The sequence below is a fragment of the Burkholderia sp. RF7-non_BP4 genome, from assembly GCF_001521935.1.
GTDB classification, from domain to species: domain Bacteria; phylum Pseudomonadota; class Gammaproteobacteria; order Burkholderiales; family Burkholderiaceae; genus Burkholderia; species Burkholderia diffusa.
Window position 1 is genome coordinate 104,409 of record NZ_LOTA01000028.1, and the last position, 17,471, is coordinate 121,879.

Genomic DNA, 17,471 nt, shown 5'->3' on the forward strand with positions numbered 1-17,471 from the left:
CGAATCCATGTCTCCCTTGTGTGACAAGGGTTTTCCGGGAATCGACGCCCCTTTGGGCACCCATCGCGCACGGTGTTGCATGGCAAATTGGCGACAGCGGTTAGTCAAACAACGATTTCCATCGCCACAAAATTGTATTTTTGCTAAATTAGTAACCAAAGTAGCAAAACGAAGTTCGTGAAATGTAGTTTAGCTTCACGACACAACAAGGAGACCCCGCAAGCCGACCCGGCCGCGCGGGACCGCTCAACGGTTTTCCGTCCGCTTGCCCGCGTGCCGCGCTTACCGGCTCTGCACGAGGTCTCCCTGGTTATCCCGCTTTTCGCTTTTGCCCGGCGCTCGCTGCTCCGGGCATCTCGTGCAGTCTGGGTTGACTTTTTGACAGGGTATGGAGGAGATGATGAAGAAAGCTTTGGTCGCGGCCGCGCTGATGGCTGCTGGGGTGGTTACGGCGCACGCGCAGAGCAGCGTCACGCTGTATGGTCGCCTGGATGCCGGCCTCGAGTACATGAACGGGCTGCAGGATGGCCATCGCGTTCGCGCAGAAAGCGGCGACTGGGGCACGAGCCTGTGGGGCTTGAAGGGCAGCGAGGACATCGGTGGCGGCAACAAGGTCCTGTTCCACCTCGAAGGCGCGTTCAACACAATGAACGGCACCGTCACCCAAGGCTCGATCTGGGATCGTTTCGCGACCGTCGGTATCTCGAACGACCGCTACGGTACGCTGCTGCTCGGTCGCGAACTCGCGATCGCCAACGGCGTGTGGGACTTCGATCCGCTGGGCCAGTCGAGCTGGTCGTCGGCATCGCTGGTGCGCGGCCGCAACTGGAACAAGACCAGCAACAACGTGTCGTACCAGTCGCCGTCGCTCTACGGCCTCGACTTCTACGGCCAGTTCGCGTTCTCGAACTCGACCAGCTTCAACGGCAACACCGACCCGAAACAACCCGGTCGTGCAGCCGGCGCTCAGATCACGTACACGAACGCGCTGTTCCAATTGCGCGGCATCTATGACGAAACGCGCGACAGCAACGGCCGCTTCTCGGACGTGTTCAACTATTCGCGTGAATACTTTGCCGGCTTGAACGTGTTCCTCGGCCAGTTCAAGCTGCAGGCAGCTTACCAGGCATCGCACGCAGACGGCAGCGGCGGCCCGCCCGCGAACAATGGCGTGACCAGCACCCAGCAGGTCTGGGGCGGCGTGACGTGGCAGGCAACGCCGGCGGCAGCGCTGATCGCGGCCGTGTACCACGTGAACGCCAACCACGGCGGCGGCAACGCGAACATCTACACGGTCGGCGGCTCGTACAACATCTCGAAGCGCACGCTGTTCGACGTGCAAGTCGCGACGGTACGCAACAGCAAGACCGCGAACTTCGGCCTGAACGCAAACGGCGCGGGTACCGACGTCTCGACCGGCAACCCGCATCCGGGCGGCAGCCAGACCGGCGTCTACGCCGGCATCCAGCACCTGTTCTGATCAGGCGCCGTCCAGAGAACGATTCGACAACACTTTCCACGCTGCTGCGAGAGGCGCGTATCGGTGCGGTACCCTTCCGGGTATCCGCACCGTTTTTTATTGGCGGGCCGGGATCGTATGATCCACGGCCCGATCGACCGACTGGGTCGACCGTGCCCGAAGCGGCGCTCAGACCGCCGCTTCGTTCTCTTCGCCGGTGCGGATGCGGATCACGCGTTCGACGTCCGACACGAAGATCTTGCCGTCGCCGATCTTGCCCGTGCGCGCCGCGCCGATCACCGCGTCGATCACCTGGTCGACCTGCGCTTCCGCGACGACGACCTCGATCTTCATCTTCGGCAGGAAGTCGACCACGTATTCGGCGCCGCGATACAGCTCCGTGTGCCCTTTCTGGCGGCCGAAGCCCTTCACTTCCGTCACGGTCAGGCCGGTGAGGCCCACTTCGGCGAGCGCTTCGCGGACTTCGTCCAGCTTGAACGGCTTGATGATGGCGGTGATGCGTTTCATGATGGTTGTCCCTCAATGCTCGTTTGGATGCAGAATCGCGATCCCGATTGTAAGCCGGCCGGCCACGTACGGCCCAGCGCGGCTCAGTCGAGACGTTCGGTAAAGCGCGACGTGATCGGATAGCGCCAGTCGCGCCCGAATGCGCGATGCGTGACGCGAATGCCGATGGGCGCCTGGCGGCGCTTGTATTCGTTGACCTTGATGAGCCGCGTCACGCGCGCGACGTCGGCCTCCGCATAGCCGGCCGCGACGATCTCCGCGAGCGGCCGGTCCTCCTCCATGTACATCCGCATGATCGCGTCGAGCACCTCGTACGGCGGCAGGCTGTCCTGGTCCGTCTGGTTCTCGCGCAGCTCGGCCGACGGCGCGCGCGTCAGGATCCGCTCGGGAATCACGTCGCGCAGCCCGTAGTCCGTCGTTGCGTTGCGATAGCGGCACAGCCGGTAGACCAGCGTTTTCGCGATGTCCTTGATCACCGCGAAGCCGCCGGCCATGTCGCCGTACAGCGTGCAGTAACCGACCGCCATCTCGCTCTTGTTGCCGGTCGTCAGCACGATCGAGCCGAACTTGTTCGACAGCGCCATCAGCAGCGTGCCGCGGATGCGCGCCTGGATGTTCTCTTCCGTCGCATCCTCCGCGCGGCCCGCGAATTCGCCCGCGAGCGCCGCACGGAACGCGTCGAACATCGGCGCGATCGCGATCTCGTCGTAGCGCACGCCGACGCGCCGCGCCATCTCCGCCGCGTCGGTGGTCGAGATGTCGGCCGTGTAGCGCGACGGCATCATCACCGCGCGCACGCGCTCGGGCCCGAGCGCGTCGCAGGCGACCGCGAGCACCAGCGCCGAATCGACGCCGCCCGACAGCCCGATCAGCACGCCGGGAAAACCGTTCTTGCCGATGTAGTCGCGCACGCCGGTCACGAGCGCGCGATAGACCTGCGCGTCGACCGGCAACTCGGGCGCGATCGCGCCGGGCAGCGGGCGCGCGCCATCGAACTCGACGATCGCGTGCCCTTCGTCGAACTGCGGCATCTTCGCGACGAGCGCGCCCTGCGCGTCGAGCACGAACGAGCCGCCGTCGAACACGAGCTCGTCCTGGCCGCCGACGAGGTTCACGTACACCATCGGCAGCCCGGTTTCGCGGATCCGCGCGCGCAGGATGTCGATGCGCAGCGCTTCCTTGTTCATGTGGTACGGGGAGCCGTTCGGGATCAGCAGCACCTGCGCGCCGGCGGCCTTCGCGATCTGCGCGGCCGACGCATGCCAGGCGTCCTCGCAGATGATCACGCCGTATCTGACGCCTTCCAGCTCGAACACGAGCGGCTCGGTGTCCGTCGCGAAGTAGCGCTTCTCGTCGAACACGTCCGCGTTCGGCAGATCCTGCTTGCGGTACGTCCCGACGATCTCGCCGCCGACGATCAGCGACACCGCGTTGTAGGTGTCGGTCGGCGGCACGCCGCGCTCGATCGGGCGGTTTGCATTACCATCGACGGCTGGCGCGTGCGGATCGCCGCCCGCGCTCCGCAGCGGATGGCCGACCAGCACCGCGAGCCCGTCGAACGCGCGCAGCGCGTCGGCGAGCGTGTCGAGCGCGGCGGCCGCCGCCGTGTAGAACGCGGGCCGCAGCAGCAGGTCTTCCGGCGGGTAGCCGGACAGCGCGAGTTCGGGCGCGATCATCAGGTGCGCACCGTCGTTGTGCGCGGCGCGGGCGGCGGCGATGATCCGCGCGACGTTGCCGGCGAAATCGCCGACGGTGACGTTGATCTGGGCGAGAGCGAGTCGGGTCTTCATGACGGGATCGGCGCAGCCCGGCGGCGCGCCCTGAACGGCTGACGAAATCGTCCCGGATGCGGGCCACGGCGGCACGCATCCGGCGGCATCCAACAGTACGGATTCACGCTTGAAACACGAACGCATCGATTATCGCACGGGCATCCTGTCGTCCCCCGCTGAGGTGCCGGCCGACGAATGGAACGCACTGCTCGAGCGCGACGCGCAGCCGACGCCGTTCCTGCGCCACGAATTCCTCGACGCGCTGCACGTCGCGCGCTGCGCGGTCGACGACACCGGCTGGTCGCCGCACTTCGTCACGCTGACCGACGCGCGCACGGGCCGGCTCGCGGCCGCCGCGCCCGTCTACGCGAAACAGCATTCGTACGGCGAATACGTGTTCGACTGGGCGTGGGCCGATGCATATCAGCGCAACGACCTGCCCTATTACCCGAAGCTGCTGTGCGCGGTACCGTTCACACCCGTGCAGGGCACGCGCCTGCTCGCCGCCGACGACGACGCACGCCGCCGGCTCGCGGCCACGCTGTTGACGTTCGCCGAGCAGAGCGACGTGTCGTCGCTGCACGTGCTGTTCCCGACCGGAGACGAAGCGCGGCTGCTCGAGTCGATGGGAATGATGCTGCGCGAAGGCGTGCAGTTCCACTGGCTCAACGACGGCTATCGCGATTTCGACGACTTCCTCGGCACGCTCGAGCAGAAGAAGCGCAAGAACATCCGCGCGGAACGGCGCAAGGTGCGCGATGCCGGTGTCACGTTCCGGCGGCTTACCGGCGAACAGATCACCGACGCCGACTGGCGCTTCTTCACGCGCTGCTACCGGCAGACCTACCGCGAGCACTATTCGAGCCCGTACCTGAACCTCGACTTCTTTCGCGCGATCGGCGCGACGATGCCGGAGAACCTGCTGCTCGTGATCGCCGAAGCCGACGGGAAGCCGATCGCGAGCTCGCTCGCCGTGTACCGGCGCGGCGCGAACGGCAGCGGCGGCACGCTGTACGGCCGCTACTGGGGCGCGCTCGAACACGTGCCGTGCCTGCATTTCGAAACGGCGTATTACCAGTTGCTCGAGTTCTGCATCGAGGCCGGGCTCGACACGTTCGAAGGCGGTGCACAGGGCGAGCACAAGCTCGCGCGCGGCTTCCTGCCGACCGTCACGCATTCCGCGCACTGGCTCGCGCATCCGGCGTTCTCCGATGCGGTCGCGCGCTTTCTCGAACGCGAGACCGAGCATATCCACGCGTACGTCGACGAGCTGCGCGAACACGATCCGTTCCGGCGGAGTGCCGGGTAGCATCGGCCGGCCGGCACATCCGCTTCGGCGACGGTCACGGCGATCGGTGGCGTTGACGCCCGCCATTTCTGAGACACTGACGGCTTCGCATCCCGCCGCCTTCCCATGTCCTGGTTTCTGTATCTGATCGAGTGCGCCGACGACAGCGTCTACACGGGCATCACGACCGACGTCGCCGCGCGCTTCGACGAGCACGCGTCCGGCAAGGGCGCGCGCTATACGCGCTCGCGCAAGCCGCGCGCCGTGCTCGCATCGTTCCCGCTGCCCGACCGGTCGATCGCGTCGCGCGCCGAATATTGGGTGAAGCGGCTCACGGCCGCGCAGAAACGCGAGCTGGCGGCCGGGATCCGGACGCTCGAATCGGTGTTGCCGGCCGGGATGTCGATCGACGGAAACGTCGACGCCGCAGTGCCGCAGGACGGCAAGAAGGTGAAGGCGAAGCGCGCCGACATCGCGAACGGGCCGGCCGAAACTGAAGAGGCTCGCGATAAGGCCGCGAAGAGCGGAACTGCCGGAAAAAAGACCACGTCCGTGAAAATCGCGAAGACCCGACGCGCCGCAACGGCGCCAACGTCGGCAAAAACCTCGCCTGTCTCCAGGAAACGTGCCGGGACCGCCGACGACACGGAAGGGAAAAAGACCGCCGCGCGCGGCACGCCGGCAAAACGGGACAAGCCGGCGACGAACGCATTGCCGAAACGGAAAGCGCCGGCAGCCGGCGGCAAGCCTGCCGCGAACGGACCCGCCGCCCCTGCTTCCGCCCCGGCGCGCGGCCGTCCGTCGACAAGGAAGGCCACCGCCGAAGTCGTCGAGGCCGTCACGCCCCCCGCTGCCCCCGCGCGCCGCGCAACGGGCGCGAAACGTGCGAAGGCCGCGCCGAGTGCTGGCGCCCAGCCGGCGCCGGCCCGCAAGAAAACCCTCGCACGCGCCACCGCGCGCACAAAACAAAACCGCGCGGCCTCCTGAGGAGACACGCGCGGTTTGCGTTCCGAACGAACCGGCCGCAAGGCCGGCCTGCCGGCTTACTTCTTGTAGTTCGCGGCGCCGTCGGCGATTTCCTTGTGCGCGGCGTCGATGCCGGCCCAGCCTTCGACCTTCACCCACTTGCCCTTCTCGAGCGCCTTGTATTGCTCGAAGAAGTGCTTGATCTGGTCCTTCAGGTACTCGGGCACGTCGTCGATCGACTTCAGGTTCGCCGTCATCGGGCAGACCTTGTCGTGCGGCACGGCGACGAGCTTCGCGTCGACGCCCGACTCGTCGGTCATCTGCAGCATGCCGAGCACGCGCGAACGCACGATCGAGCCGGCCAGCAGCGGGAACGGCGTGATCACCAGCACGTCGACCGGATCGCCGTCGCCCGACAGCGTCTGCGGGATGTAGCCGTAGTTCACCGGGTAGCGCATGCCCGTGCCGATGAAGCGGTCGACGACGAGGAGACCCAGCTCCTTGTCCGCCTCGTACTTCACCGGATCGCTTTGCGCGGGGATCTCGATGATCACGTTGAAATCGTGCGGCAGGTCCTTGCCGGCCGGAACATGATTGAAGCTCATAGCGCTCTCTGTTGGTCGATGGGAATTCGGGACAGGGCGCCGCAGCCGATGCACCGCCGCGGGCGTCCCCGCAGGGAATGCGCCATTATAGCCAATCGATCGGTGGCGTCCGGATGACGATCGGCGCGATAATCGTTCCGGATGTCCGGCCATCGAACCGCGGGCGACGTTGCATGGGATCCGCGTAACCGCTGAAGCACCAACAGATTTGCATGGGACCCGAGCAAGCGCCGAAGCGCCAACCCGGGTCGACAGGAGCAGGCATGGAAGAGGCGAAGCACTTCATCGCGGGCGAATGGACGCTGCCCGCGCAACTGGAGACGATTCCGGTCGTCGACCCATCCGACGGTCAGCCGTTCGCGACGATCGCGCGCGGCACCGCGCCCGACATCGAGCGCGCGGTCGCCGCGGCCCGCGACGCGTTCGCGGGCCCGTGGGGCGCGGCGAGCGCCGCCGAGCGCGGCCGCGTGCTGATGCGGCTGTCCGCGCGCGTCGCCGACCACCTCGAGGAACTCGCCGCGATCGAGGCGCGCGACACCGGCAAGCCGCTGAAGCAGGCGCGTGCCGACGCCGCCGCGCTCGCGCGCTACTTCGAGTTCTACGCGGGCGCCGCCGACAAGCTGCACGGCGAGACCCTCCCCTATCAGGCCGGCTACACGGTGCTCACGGTGCGCGAGCCGCACGGCGTCACCGGCCACATCGTGCCGTGGAACTACCCGATGCAGATCTTCGGGCGCAGCGTCGGCGCGGCGCTCGCGGCCGGCAACGCATGCGTCGTGAAACCGGCCGAGGATGCGTGCCTGTCCGTGCTGCGCGTGGCCGAGCTGGCCGCCGAAGCCGGGCTGCCGTCCGGTGCGCTGAACGTCGTCACCGGCTACGGCCATGAAGCAGGCGCCGCGCTCGCGCGCCATCCCGGCATCGACCACATCTCGTTCACCGGCTCGCCCGCAACCGGCAAGCTGGTCACGCAGATGGCGGCGGAGAATCATGTCCCCGTCACGCTCGAGCTCGGCGGCAAGTCGCCGCAGATCGTATTCGCCGACGCCGATCTCGACGCGGCGCTGCCCGTGCTCGTGTCGGCGATCGTGCAGAACGGCGGGCAGACCTGCTCGGCCGGCAGCCGCGTGCTGATCGAGCGCGCGGTGTACGAGCCGCTCGTCGAACGGCTCGCCACCGCCTTCAACGGGCTGCGGGTCGGCCCGAGCCGCGCGGATCTCGACTGCGGCCCGCTGATCAACGCGAAGCAGCAGCAGCGCGTGTGGGATTTCCTGTCCGACGCGCAGCACGACGGCATTCCGATGGCCGCGCACGGCCAGGTCGTCGCCGAGGCGCCCGAAAGCGGCTTCTATCAGGCCCCCGCCCTGCTGCGCGACGTGCCGCCGTCGCATCGCCTCGCGCAGGAAGAAGTGTTCGGCCCGGTGCTTGCCGCAATGCGCTTCGTCGACGAAGACGAAGCGGTTGCGCTCGCGAACGGCACGCCGTACGGCCTCGTCGCCGGCATCTGGACCCGCGACGGCGCACGCCAGCTGCGTCTCGCGCGCCGCCTGCGCGCGGGCCAGGTGTTCATCAACAACTACGGCGCGGGCGGCGGCGTCGAGCTGCCGTTCGGCGGCGTCGGCCACTCGGGGCATGGTCGCGAGAAAGGCTTCGAGGCGCTGTACGGCTTCACCGCGCTGAAGACGATCGCGATCCGGCACGGCTGAACCGGACGAACGCGGCCGGCGACGACCGGCCGCGCACCGAAACACCACGCACGCTTCCAACACAGGAGACACATCATGCGGCTGAGCGGCAAGACGGCCATCGTCACGGGCGGCGGTTCGGGCTTCGGCGAGGGCATCGCGAAGACCTATGCGCGAGAAGGCGCGAACGTCGTCGTCAACGACCTGAACGGCGCGGCGGCCGAGCGCGTCGCGAGCGAGATCGCGCTGGCGGGCGGCAAGGCGATCGCGGTCGCGGGCGACGTGTCGAAGGACACCGACTGGCGCGCGCTGCTGCAAGCCGCGCTCGACGATTTCCATTCGGTGCAGATCGTCGTGAACAACGCCGGCACCACGCACCGCAACAAGCCGGTGCTCGACGTGACGGAAGCCGAGTTCGACCGCGTGTATGCCGTCAACATGAAGAGCCTGTTCTGGAGCGTGCAGACCTTCGTGCCATATTTCCGCACCCAGGGCGGCGGCGTGTTCGTGAACGTCGCGTCGACGGCCGGCGTGCGGCCGCGCCCGGGCCTCGTCTGGTACAACAGCACGAAGGGCGCGATGATCACCGCGAGCAAGTCGCTCGCAGCCGAGCTCGGCGCCGACCGGATCCGCGTGAACTGCATCAACCCGGTGCTCGGCGAGACGGGCCTGATGACCGAGTTCATGGGCTGCGAGGACACGCCGGAGAATCGCCGCCGGTTCCTGGCGACGATTCCGCTCGGCCGCTTTTCGACGCCGCAGGACATTGCGAACGCGGCGCTGTACCTTGCATCCGACGAAGCCGAGTTCATCACCGGCGTCTGCCTCGAAGTCGACGGCGGGCGCTGCATCTAGCCGCACCGCCGTGAATTGCGCGCACCGGCATCGCCGGCCTGCGCCGTATCCAAGCATCATCATTGCTTCGCACGACACCGGATCGGGCGCCGACGCCCCAGGTCCGGACCACGACAAGAACTGGAGACAACATGGCAACATCGACGCAGTCGCTGCCGGGCTCGTCCGGCGCATTCGAGGAAGCAACCTACCGCAAGGTGTCCTGGCGGCTCACGCCGCTCCTGCTGCTGTGCTACGTGGTCGCGTATCTCGACCGCGTGAACGTCGGCTTCGCGAAGCTGCAGATGGCGAGCGACCTGAATCTCAGCGACACGGTCTACGGGCTGGGCGCCGGGATTTTCTTCTTCGGCTACTTCCTGTTCGAAGTGCCGAGCAACATCATCCTGCACAAGGTCGGCGCGCGCGTCTGGATCGCGCGCATCATGGCGACGTGGGGCGTGATCTCGATCCTGACGATGTTCGTCACGACGCCCGCGATGTTCTACGTGATGCGCTTCCTGCTCGGCGTCGCCGAAGCCGGCTTCTTCCCCGGCGTGATCCTGTACCTCACCTACTGGTATCCCGCGCACCGGCGCGGCCGGATGACGACGTTCTTCATGACGGCAGTCGCGTTGTCCGGCGTGATCGGCGGGCCGATCTCCGGCTTCATCCTGAAGGCGTTCAACGGCGTGAGCGGCTGGCACGGCTGGCAATGGCTGTTCCTGCTCGAAGGGATCCCGTCGGTGCTGGCCGGCGTGCTCGTGTTCTTCGCGCTCGACGACCGGATCGCGAAGGCCAAATGGCTCACCGACGACGAAAAGGCGCTGCTCGCGCGCAACGTCGACGCGGAAGAAGCAACGAAGGAAGACCTGCCGCTCGGCGCGGTGATGGCGAGCCCGCGCGTGTGGCTGATGGCGCTCATCTACTTCTCGTTCGTGATGGGGCTGTACGGCGTCGGCTTCTGGCTGCCGACGATCATCAAGGCGACCGGCGTGACCGACACGTTCATGATCGGCCTGCTGTCGGCGGTTCCGTATGCGGCGGCGGTGGTCGCGATGATCCTGATCGCGCACAGCGCGGACAAGCGCCGCGAACGACGCTGGCACCTCGCGATTCCGGCCGCGTTCGGCGCGCTCGGGCTCGTGCTGTCGGTGATCTGGGCGCACCAGACGGCGCTCGCGATGCTCGGCCTCACGCTCGCGACGATGGGCATCCTGACGACGCTGCCGCTGTTCTGGAGCCTGCCGACCGCGTTCCTCGGCGGTGCGGCCGCTGCAGCGGGCATCGCGATGATCAATTCGATCGGCAACCTCGCGGGCTTCCTGAGCCCGTACATGATGGGCTGGCTCAAGCAGGCGACGGGCGCCAACGACGCGGGCATGTACATGCTCGCCGGGTTCCTCGTGCTCGGCGGACTGCTTGCGCTGTCGGTGCCGAAGCGGCTTGTCGACAGGTGATGCGCAACGCGAATCCGTACAACGACTCGGGAGAACGGGTCGTTGCCATTCCTTGCGACGTGACGCAGACGGTACGGCGCCCGCAGCTACCCCCTGACATTTTCCGTCAGGGGGGAATCGACCGCACTGAGATATGCGATGCGAACACAACGTCTCTCTGCAAAGGAGTCGTTTCATCGGCATATTGAGATGCCCCCATCCAAGACCAACACGCCGCAGCACTCTGGGTCGCGTTGTCAGGCTCCGTTGCGACCGCATCGCGCAACGCGATCACGTTTGCCGGTAGTCGGATATTGGCGTCGGTCACGTGCGCGTTGTCGCGCGTTCTCTGTACTTCATCGACAGCCGATCACAGCCGTAATTTAAGTCTCTCATCAATCTCCCGACCTCTGAACGCCCAATATTCATTATAGAAAGTGAAGGTGATGCCATTTTTCTGGCCCCGTTCTTCTGAGCCACGCTACTCATCGCCATCCACTTCGGGTGAACCGGTCAGTGTCCGTAGACGTCTCCCGTCGAACAGTGCATCCGCAACGAAATCCATGCTCCAGATTTGGTTGATCGCGGTCACGATATGCTTGGGCTGTCGCAGCCGAGCCGATTTGTTACGTCGTGGCCGCTTATGCCGCAGTGAAAGGCCCTCCGCCCGATCCAGCCTGTAGACGCGCTTGCAGTTATCTCGCCAGCCTTCCCGTCGCAGGACCCCGTGAACGCGCCGATACCCATAGTGCACGCGCGTGGCGGTGATTTCCTTGATACGCATGAGCCGCGCCGACGAATCACGCGCAACCGACTGATACCGATACAGCGAACGAGACATGCCAAACAACGCGCAAGTCTTCATCAGGCTGGTTCGATAGCGATCACGCAATTCATCGATCAACATGCGCCGACGGGCAGGCTTCAGAGCTTTTTTGCGAGTACGTCCTGCAGCATGGCCTTGTCCAGGCTCAGGTCCGCCACGAGCCGCTTCAGCTTCGCGTTTTCCTCTTCGAGCTGGCGCAAGCGGCGCAGTTCAGAAGGCCCCAACCCTCCGAATTTCTTCTTCCAATTGTAGAAAGTCGCCTCGCTTATTCCGAGTTTGCGGCAGATCTCCTCGACCTTCGTACCCGGCTCGGCTTGCTTCAGGGCAAATGCGATCTGCTCTTCCGTAAACTTGCTCGTCTTCATGGCATGGCCTTCGTGTCCGCTTGGACACATCATGCCGAATTTCTCTACTTTTGAACCGGACTATTTCTTGGGTCAGGGTCACTCGGCTTTATAAAGCCACCCATACTTCTTGAAAACACGAACAAAACCCTTCGAATGAAAGCCATAACGCGCCCTGTCTCAGCGGGATCATCGGAATTTTAATATCTTCGAATGTGCCACCATGCGAAGGAGGCCGAGACACAGCTTTTCATATTCACTTCCTCATCGGTCGTCCGTCGAGGCGAATTCCGTTCTACCCTCACCGCCCCTCGTTTCTCGCACGAATTTTAAGTGTTCCAATAAACGCACGAATGGATTCGACGCGACATTTTGCCTTGGCACTAATTTTGTTTCCTGGGATAGCAGGTTCATCAATAATGGCGTCGATATAAATGGATAGCGACAGGTTTCTGATGACGAGTGGCGACAAGGCTGCCGCATAGCATGTGGCAGGTTGCCCTAAACCTGGCGAATCATCGCGACACAACACATTATCAACCTCATATACATCGAATTTGCCCAGCCTCTTATGCGTCGCTGGATAGAGCCAACCATAAGAACCACCCATTACATAGACATACGCTTCGGATGGCAGCGATTGTATCCGGCCTTTATTTTCAGACGAAAGATCAGAGTATTTTTCGAATCCATTATCCCTGGCAGATTCGCTCAGCCGTCTCTCCGAGAAACACGTCACAAAGGAAAATCCTTTCTTCTCAACATCAACACACGTCGATCCATCGAATGACATCCGCCGATGGGCGTAGCCCGGTAATTCGATAGCAACACCGCCACCCAACTCAAGCTCGCCGGCCGTAGAGTCGAATGTCCATACAAAGAGGCACGCAAGCAACAGAGATCGCCTCGGCTTCATATTTGATCCATAATTATCTTGGCGATTCTCTTTGTGTGCGCAATTCTCTGATCCAGCCCATTGGGATTTTTCGTTCTCCCATTCAACCCATTAATAGCCCTCGATACATTAAACACATCCTGATCGGAAATCGAATTCTCAACGATAGCCGCGTTTATCGTCTTAAAGCTGTTGCTGGCGGCGCCTGCGGTCCAATACCACCCACCCGCATCAATGCAGTTGAATGGCACGATGCTAATACGCTGTGGATCAGTGATTATGGGGCGACGCAAAGACGCCTTACTCCACCATGACGCGTCAAATGAGCCAAGTGCGAGCCAACCACGATAGACCCAATAATTGGCATAATTCACTCGCCCTGTAAGCTGTTTCATGCCGCGCCCTCGGTATTTTATGCCATCGCCGGAATCAACGTTCCCCAACCGCCCATCAAGGTAATGAAAGTAGGTATCAAGGGGGTTGTTGTAATAGCCATTACTTTCCAATTGAAGGCTTGCGTAAAACTGTGTGTTCGACGCCTCTACCATTCGCGCAAGCAGACCTGACTCCAATGCTCCTTGGCCCAAATAGTGAGCCATCCTTGTCGGCGTAGTGACGGCATACTTCAACATCACACAATTCAATGCCAAGCGATACTTTTCACGTACCGCGTTTGGCTCGGGTACTTCCCTGAGATTATATAAATGGTCCGGATAAATTCGCGCGAGCTCTTCCTTGCTTATCCACTTGCACTTATTGAACGTGTTGATGAATCGCGTTGGATGAAAGTGATAATGCTCTTTATCCAGCGTCAGCCCTCTCTCCACCGCCTCCTCCCAAAACGCCAGTGCCTCATGATGGCGTTTGAGCCTTTCGTACGCCGGATCGTCCAGGGACCTCGGGAACACAATGTTTGCAACAGCGGGCTCGCCTTCGGTGCCTTTCAGCCAGCCCCAGCGTTTGTCGAAGTCGTCCCGCACCCATTCGCTGGGCATCTTGACCACGCAGTAGCTTAAGCGCTCGCGCATTTCACCCGTCTGCGCCTTGGCGTAGGCGCGGATCAGTCGGCCACGATATTGGGTAACGGCATCGGTAGCGCCGTGCGCCACTTCGCCAGGGCTGGGCAAGCCCGGGGCGAGGTGAAGTGTGGGTGCCGTCGACTCGATCAGGTCGAGCAGTTGCCTCGAGTCGCAACGGCTATTGCCGTCGGTGTCGTCATCGATAAAAGTCCAACCCTGCCAGTGCGGAAAGTCAGCGTCGCTGTACACCTTGACGCCCGCGCAGTTGAGGTTGACGAAGGCGGCGGTGTTCGCGTCGATGGCGATCTTGCGGAAATGCGGCAGACGGCCTTCGTGCAGATCTGCGGCACCGGGCGCGTCCGGACCCAGGATACGACCGAAGCGCAGCATCTCATAGCCTGCGCTTGGGCATCCGGGGTAGGTATCTGTCGCAGTCTTGTAGAGGTTATAGCCTCCTTTGGCCTCAGAACTGCGGCCCCTGCGCTCGCCGCTGGCGCCGCGCGTGGTCACGGTAATGTCGCCGCGCGCCTCGCTCAGGGTGACGATCAGTGCTTCCTTGGTTCGGCCAACCGGCTGCACTGTCCACTGCGCCCACACCTCGGCGGTCAAATCATCGGGCGGCGTCGCGACCGCCGCCCCGTAGACCGCGGGCACGCGGATGGTACGCTGTGCGCCCGTGAGCCGGGAGTTTGGCTGTGTGGCCCTTTGTCGTGCGCCGGTGACCTTCGACCACCAAGTGCTCGCCTCCGTGGCCTTCTTACCATTGAGCGCGAGGATGCGCTCCGGCGTGGTGCGGAAGCGCTGCGCGACGCTTTCGAGCGTATCGTTGGCCGCGCCTACGGCGGAATTGAAGGCCCGCACCACATATTTCCGGGTTTCGAAGCGTGGGTTGGTCGCGTACAGGGGCGTGCCGGCGGGAACCACGATGTGCATGTCGCCCCAGACGCAGTTTCGCCGCCCTTCGTTACCCCGTAGCTTGCCTTTGCTGCGCCCCATCAGCTTTGCCACGTTCGCTTCGTCCGCGACGACTTCGAAGTGGACGCGGTTAGGCTTACCGTAGATGTCGCCGGCCTGACCGATCGGATCCTTGCGATACACCTTGGTGCCCGACTTCAACGCCTCCTGCGTGCCCGGCTTGTTCGCCACGGTGCTCAGGTGCTGGTAGATCGAGTAAAAGACCACCTCGACGCCGTCGCCGATTTCGGTCCGGTGCTTAAGGATGACGACGCCGTTGCTGGTCCAGCCGGCGTAGTAGTATAGGGGGTTGGCGTCGCGTTCTGCCTCGCTTGGCGTTTGCTTCGGCTTGGGTGCGCTGGGGCGGGCGAACACGACTTCGCCATCGGCGATGGCACGTACCGGCTCTGGATTCGCGTCGCCGCCCGGCGCCACCAGATGCACACCGCCGTGCCAGCCGAACTGGTGACTGACGGGGAAGGTGCCTTTGCCGCTCTTTTCCCCCAAGCCGAATGTCCCGTCGTTCTGGTCGTCGTCGGTCCGCGGTTTGGGCACGCGCAAGAAAGGAAAGCTGATGAGCATGGGTGGGCTCCTGGGGCTACTCGGAGAAGGTAAAGCGCAGGTCAGTTCGATCAACCATGAGCATTCCTTACCAGCCCGTTATCGGGCCGGTGCTCTACATGCTGAGTTGAGCGACCGGCGCAAGCGCCGGCCGCACGGTGACCCAGGCTTAGGCTTCCTGGGGCTTGCGCCAGTCGTCCGAGGCTTCGGTGCCGGCGATCGCGTGGGTCCAGGTGATCTTGCGGTAAGCCATGGCCACCTTCACCAGCTGGGTGTACTCGGCCTTGCTGGCATCCTGCGCATGCGGCAGCACCGTGTTGATGTTGACGATGGTGGCGTCTTCGAGCTTGGTGGTAAAGAAGTGCTCCTGCTTGCCCTCGGTGGAGGTGCGGTACCACTTCACTTCCACCTCGGGCAACATTTCACCGGAGGCCAGGGCCTGGTACAGCAGCGGCGTGGCCTTGTTGAGCGGCGAGGTGAAGATGAACGGCTTGTGCACACGCTGGCCCGACGGCTGGCCGCTCTGCGGGTCGGTCGGGGTGGCGATCAGGTGTTCGACTTCCTGCACCAGGATCTGGTCTTCGTGGCCTTCCTGATAGACGTTGCCTACGGAGTCGGCGGTGAAGGCGCCCTGCGTGATGTTGCCCTGGGTCTTGCCCTGGATGCTGATATAAGCGGGAGTCGGCATGAATGCAGTCCTTGTTGTTGGAACCGACACGGCCCTCTGACCGTGTTGCCATCGGTGATGACTGCTTTGCTAAGGCAATTGCCATGCCAACTTCCGCGTATGGGGATTTAATCCTTTAATATCAAACCATTAGTGACGAAACGCGACATGTCGAACGAACGACGAAGAAAACGAAGCCGGGAAAATTGATTTTCCCGAGGGGAAATCGGGCCATTCGTGGCCCGCCCAAAACCAACCAATTGAAAATAAAAGAGATTTATCGGGCCATTTTTGGCCCGACCGGGCCACGAATGGCCCGATCATCAAAGCAATCGCGAACGCGTGCGTCACTGGAGCACGAAAAAATGCCCCAAAGGCCATTCGGCCTTCGGGGCATTTTTTCGCTAGTTTGCGTGCCGCTTGCAGCAAGCGGCCGCAGCCTGCATCAGACCACAGTAATCGCGAGCGCGCTTTCGCGGTAATGCTTGGCCGCCTTGTCGGTTTCGCCGAGATGCTCGAACAGGCGAGCGAGCGCACGGTGCGCACGCACCTTCAGCGCCTCGTTGTCGGCCTGCTTCAGCGCGGCTTCGAGGAACGACTGCGCCTTGCCCCACAGCTGCTGCTGCTGGCAGAGACGGCCGAGCGCGAACAGCAGGTCGGCATCCTCCGGGTGATCCTTCTTCCATCCTTCGGCCTTCTGGATCAGCGGCAACGCGTCGCCGCCGGCCGTGTCCGGATAGCGGCGCAGGAGGCGCGCATCCCAGTTGTGCGCGAGCGCTTCCTCGACGATGCGGCGCGCTTCGGTGCGGCGCTCGAGCGTCACCAGCAGGTCGGCCGCGAGATCGGCCAGGCGCGGCGACTGGCGCTCGAGCGGCGACAGCGACTGCCACACCTCGAGGAGCGCGTCCGGGTCGTGCCGGCGTTCGCGCAGCAGATTCTCCGCCGCCTGCTGGCGCAGCCGCACGGCCGCGGCCGGATGCAGCGCCTCGCGCTTCTCGAGCGCCTTCGCGAGCTTCAGCACCTCGGCCCAGTTCTTCAACTGCTGCTGTGCGCGCAGCGCGACCTGCTGGGCATGAATGCGCTTGCCGCCCGCCTGCAGGTCGGCCAGCGCGGCGAGCGCACCGTCGGCATCGCGCGCATCCGCGCGCATGTCGGCCGCGGCAAGCAGCCGTGCATCCTGCCATTCCGGCGCGTCGACCTTCGACAGCCAGTCGTCGCGGCGCGTGTACTCGTGCATCCGGTGCGCGGCGGTCGCCGCGACGAGACTCGCGGCGCCCTGGTTCGCATCGACCGCGAGCGCGTCGCGCGCGGCCTTCTCGGCGCGCGAGAAGCGGCCTGCATACAGGTTCGCGATCGCATCGCGCAGCGACGCCTGTGCCTTCTCGTTGCGCGAGCGCGCACGATATGCGGCGACCCGCTGCGGCATGCGCCAGATGTTGCGCACGATGCGCAGCAGCGCGTACACGACGATGAACAACACGACGATGGAGATCACGAACAGGTTCAGCGACACGTCGACCCGGTACGGCGGATAGACGAGCAGCACCTGCCCCGCGTCGAAATGGCCGACGGTGGCGAGTGCCGCGGCGATCGCGAACAGGATCGCGAGCCAGACGATTCCTCGAAGCGTCATCG

At 64.0% G+C, this 17,471-nt stretch carries 13 protein-coding genes and 1 pseudogene; 6 read left to right on the forward strand and 8 right to left on the reverse strand.

Features of this window, described 5'->3' with window-relative positions; translation table 11 throughout:
* Positions 1 to 397: 397 nt before the first annotated feature.
* Positions 398 to 1,480: a porin gene (locus tag WS49_RS10370; protein WP_059528295.1), complete on the forward strand. Its 1,083-nt coding sequence runs from the start codon at positions 398 to 400 to the stop codon at positions 1,478 to 1,480.
* A 168-nt stretch (positions 1,481 to 1,648) separates the two neighbouring features.
* On the opposite strand, the gene WS49_RS10375 is transcribed toward WS49_RS10370, so the two are convergent.
* On the reverse strand, positions 1,649 to 1,987 hold the full coding sequence (locus WS49_RS10375; protein ID WP_006398637.1) for a P-II family nitrogen regulator: 339 nt from the start codon (positions 1,985 to 1,987) through the stop codon (positions 1,649 to 1,651).
* An 83-nt stretch (positions 1,988 to 2,070) separates the two neighbouring features.
* Positions 2,071 to 3,777, reverse strand: coding sequence for an NAD+ synthase (locus WS49_RS10380; RefSeq protein WP_059528297.1), 1,707 nt, complete (start codon positions 3,775 to 3,777; stop codon positions 2,071 to 2,073).
* Positions 3,778 to 3,886: 109 nt separating this feature from the next.
* Here WS49_RS10380 and WS49_RS10385 point away from each other — a divergent pair, with 109 nt between their 5' ends.
* Complete coding sequence (locus WS49_RS10385; RefSeq protein ID WP_059527491.1) at positions 3,887 to 5,068, forward strand: GNAT family N-acetyltransferase; 1,182 nt, start codon at positions 3,887 to 3,889, stop codon at positions 5,066 to 5,068.
* Between the two features lie 105 nt (positions 5,069 to 5,173).
* A complete protein-coding gene (locus WS49_RS10390) occupies positions 5,174 to 6,034 on the forward strand; it encodes a GIY-YIG nuclease family protein (protein ID WP_059527494.1) in 861 nt (286 codons plus the stop codon).
* A 56-nt stretch (positions 6,035 to 6,090) separates the two neighbouring features.
* Here WS49_RS10390 and ppa read toward each other — a convergent pair whose 3' ends face one another.
* The gene (gene ppa / locus WS49_RS10395) at positions 6,091 to 6,618 is read right to left on the reverse strand and encodes an inorganic diphosphatase (protein WP_011885693.1); all 528 of its coding nucleotides are present in this window, start codon (positions 6,616 to 6,618) and stop codon (positions 6,091 to 6,093) included.
* A gap of 263 nt (positions 6,619 to 6,881) precedes the next feature.
* Here ppa and WS49_RS10400 point away from each other — a divergent pair, with 263 nt between their 5' ends.
* The 3 genes from WS49_RS10400 to WS49_RS10410 all read left to right on the forward strand — a co-directional run bounded on the left by WS49_RS10400 (position 6,882) and on the right by WS49_RS10410 (position 10,591).
* Positions 6,882 to 8,321, forward strand: coding sequence for an aldehyde dehydrogenase family protein (locus WS49_RS10400; protein ID WP_059527496.1), 1,440 nt, complete (start codon positions 6,882 to 6,884; stop codon positions 8,319 to 8,321).
* 75 nt (positions 8,322 to 8,396) lie between these two features.
* The gene (locus WS49_RS10405) at positions 8,397 to 9,155 is read left to right on the forward strand and encodes an SDR family oxidoreductase (RefSeq protein ID WP_059527501.1); all 759 of its coding nucleotides are present in this window, start codon (positions 8,397 to 8,399) and stop codon (positions 9,153 to 9,155) included.
* 131 nt (positions 9,156 to 9,286) lie between these two features.
* Positions 9,287 to 10,591, forward strand: coding sequence for an MFS transporter (locus WS49_RS10410; protein ID WP_059527504.1), 1,305 nt, complete (start codon positions 9,287 to 9,289; stop codon positions 10,589 to 10,591).
* Between the two features lie 490 nt (positions 10,592 to 11,081).
* Here the strand turns inward: WS49_RS10410 and WS49_RS34940 are convergent.
* The 5 genes and pseudogenes from WS49_RS34940 to WS49_RS10430 form a co-directional block, all read right to left on the reverse strand.
* Positions 11,082 to 11,761: pseudogene (locus WS49_RS34940) on the reverse strand (transposase); the annotation flags it as partial.
* Between the two features lie 280 nt (positions 11,762 to 12,041).
* Positions 12,042 to 12,656, reverse strand: coding sequence for a hypothetical protein (locus WS49_RS34945; protein WP_156441381.1), 615 nt, complete (start codon positions 12,654 to 12,656; stop codon positions 12,042 to 12,044).
* Entirely contained in the window at positions 12,653 to 15,190 is a 2,538-nt protein-coding gene (locus tag WS49_RS36030) for a peptidoglycan DD-metalloendopeptidase family protein (RefSeq protein WP_059527510.1), read from the reverse strand. Before WS49_RS36030 ends, WS49_RS34945 begins: the two co-directional genes overlap by 4 nt.
* A 148-nt stretch (positions 15,191 to 15,338) precedes the next feature.
* Positions 15,339 to 15,857: an Hcp family type VI secretion system effector gene (locus tag WS49_RS10425; protein ID WP_059527513.1), complete on the reverse strand. Its 519-nt coding sequence runs from the start codon at positions 15,855 to 15,857 to the stop codon at positions 15,339 to 15,341.
* 424 nt (positions 15,858 to 16,281) lie between these two features.
* Positions 16,282 to 17,469, reverse strand: a complete 1,188-nt coding sequence (locus WS49_RS10430) for a heme biosynthesis protein HemY (protein ID WP_059527516.1) — start codon at positions 17,467 to 17,469, stop codon at positions 16,282 to 16,284.
* Positions 17,470 to 17,471 lie beyond the last annotated feature (2 nt).

Excerpts from the sequence above, each read along its gene's own strand:
- WS49_RS10430 (WP_059527516.1), bottom strand. The coding sequence starts at position 17,469 with ATGACGCTTCGAGGAATCGTCTGGCTCGCGATCCTGTTCGCGATCGCC.
- WS49_RS10425 (WP_059527513.1), bottom strand. The coding sequence starts at position 15,857 with ATGCCGACTCCCGCTTATATCAGCATCCAGGGCAAGACCCAGGGCAAC.
- ppa (WP_011885693.1), bottom strand. The coding sequence starts at position 6,618 with ATGAGCTTCAATCATGTTCCGGCCGGCAAGGACCTGCCGCACGATTTC.
- WS49_RS34945 (WP_156441381.1), bottom strand. The coding sequence starts at position 12,656 with ATGAAGCCGAGGCGATCTCTGTTGCTTGCGTGCCTCTTTGTATGGACA.
- WS49_RS36030 (WP_059527510.1), bottom strand. The coding sequence starts at position 15,190 with ATGCTCATCAGCTTTCCTTTCTTGCGCGTGCCCAAACCGCGGACCGAC.
- WS49_RS10390 (WP_059527494.1), top strand. The coding sequence starts at position 5,174 with ATGTCCTGGTTTCTGTATCTGATCGAGTGCGCCGACGACAGCGTCTAC.
- WS49_RS10405 (WP_059527501.1), top strand. The coding sequence starts at position 8,397 with ATGCGGCTGAGCGGCAAGACGGCCATCGTCACGGGCGGCGGTTCGGGC.
- WS49_RS10380 (WP_059528297.1), bottom strand. The coding sequence starts at position 3,777 with ATGAAGACCCGACTCGCTCTCGCCCAGATCAACGTCACCGTCGGCGAT.
- WS49_RS10370 (WP_059528295.1), top strand. The coding sequence starts at position 398 with ATGATGAAGAAAGCTTTGGTCGCGGCCGCGCTGATGGCTGCTGGGGTG.
- WS49_RS10375 (WP_006398637.1), bottom strand. The coding sequence starts at position 1,987 with ATGAAACGCATCACCGCCATCATCAAGCCGTTCAAGCTGGACGAAGTC.
- WS49_RS10400 (WP_059527496.1), top strand. The coding sequence starts at position 6,882 with ATGGAAGAGGCGAAGCACTTCATCGCGGGCGAATGGACGCTGCCCGCG.
- WS49_RS10410 (WP_059527504.1), top strand. The coding sequence starts at position 9,287 with ATGGCAACATCGACGCAGTCGCTGCCGGGCTCGTCCGGCGCATTCGAG.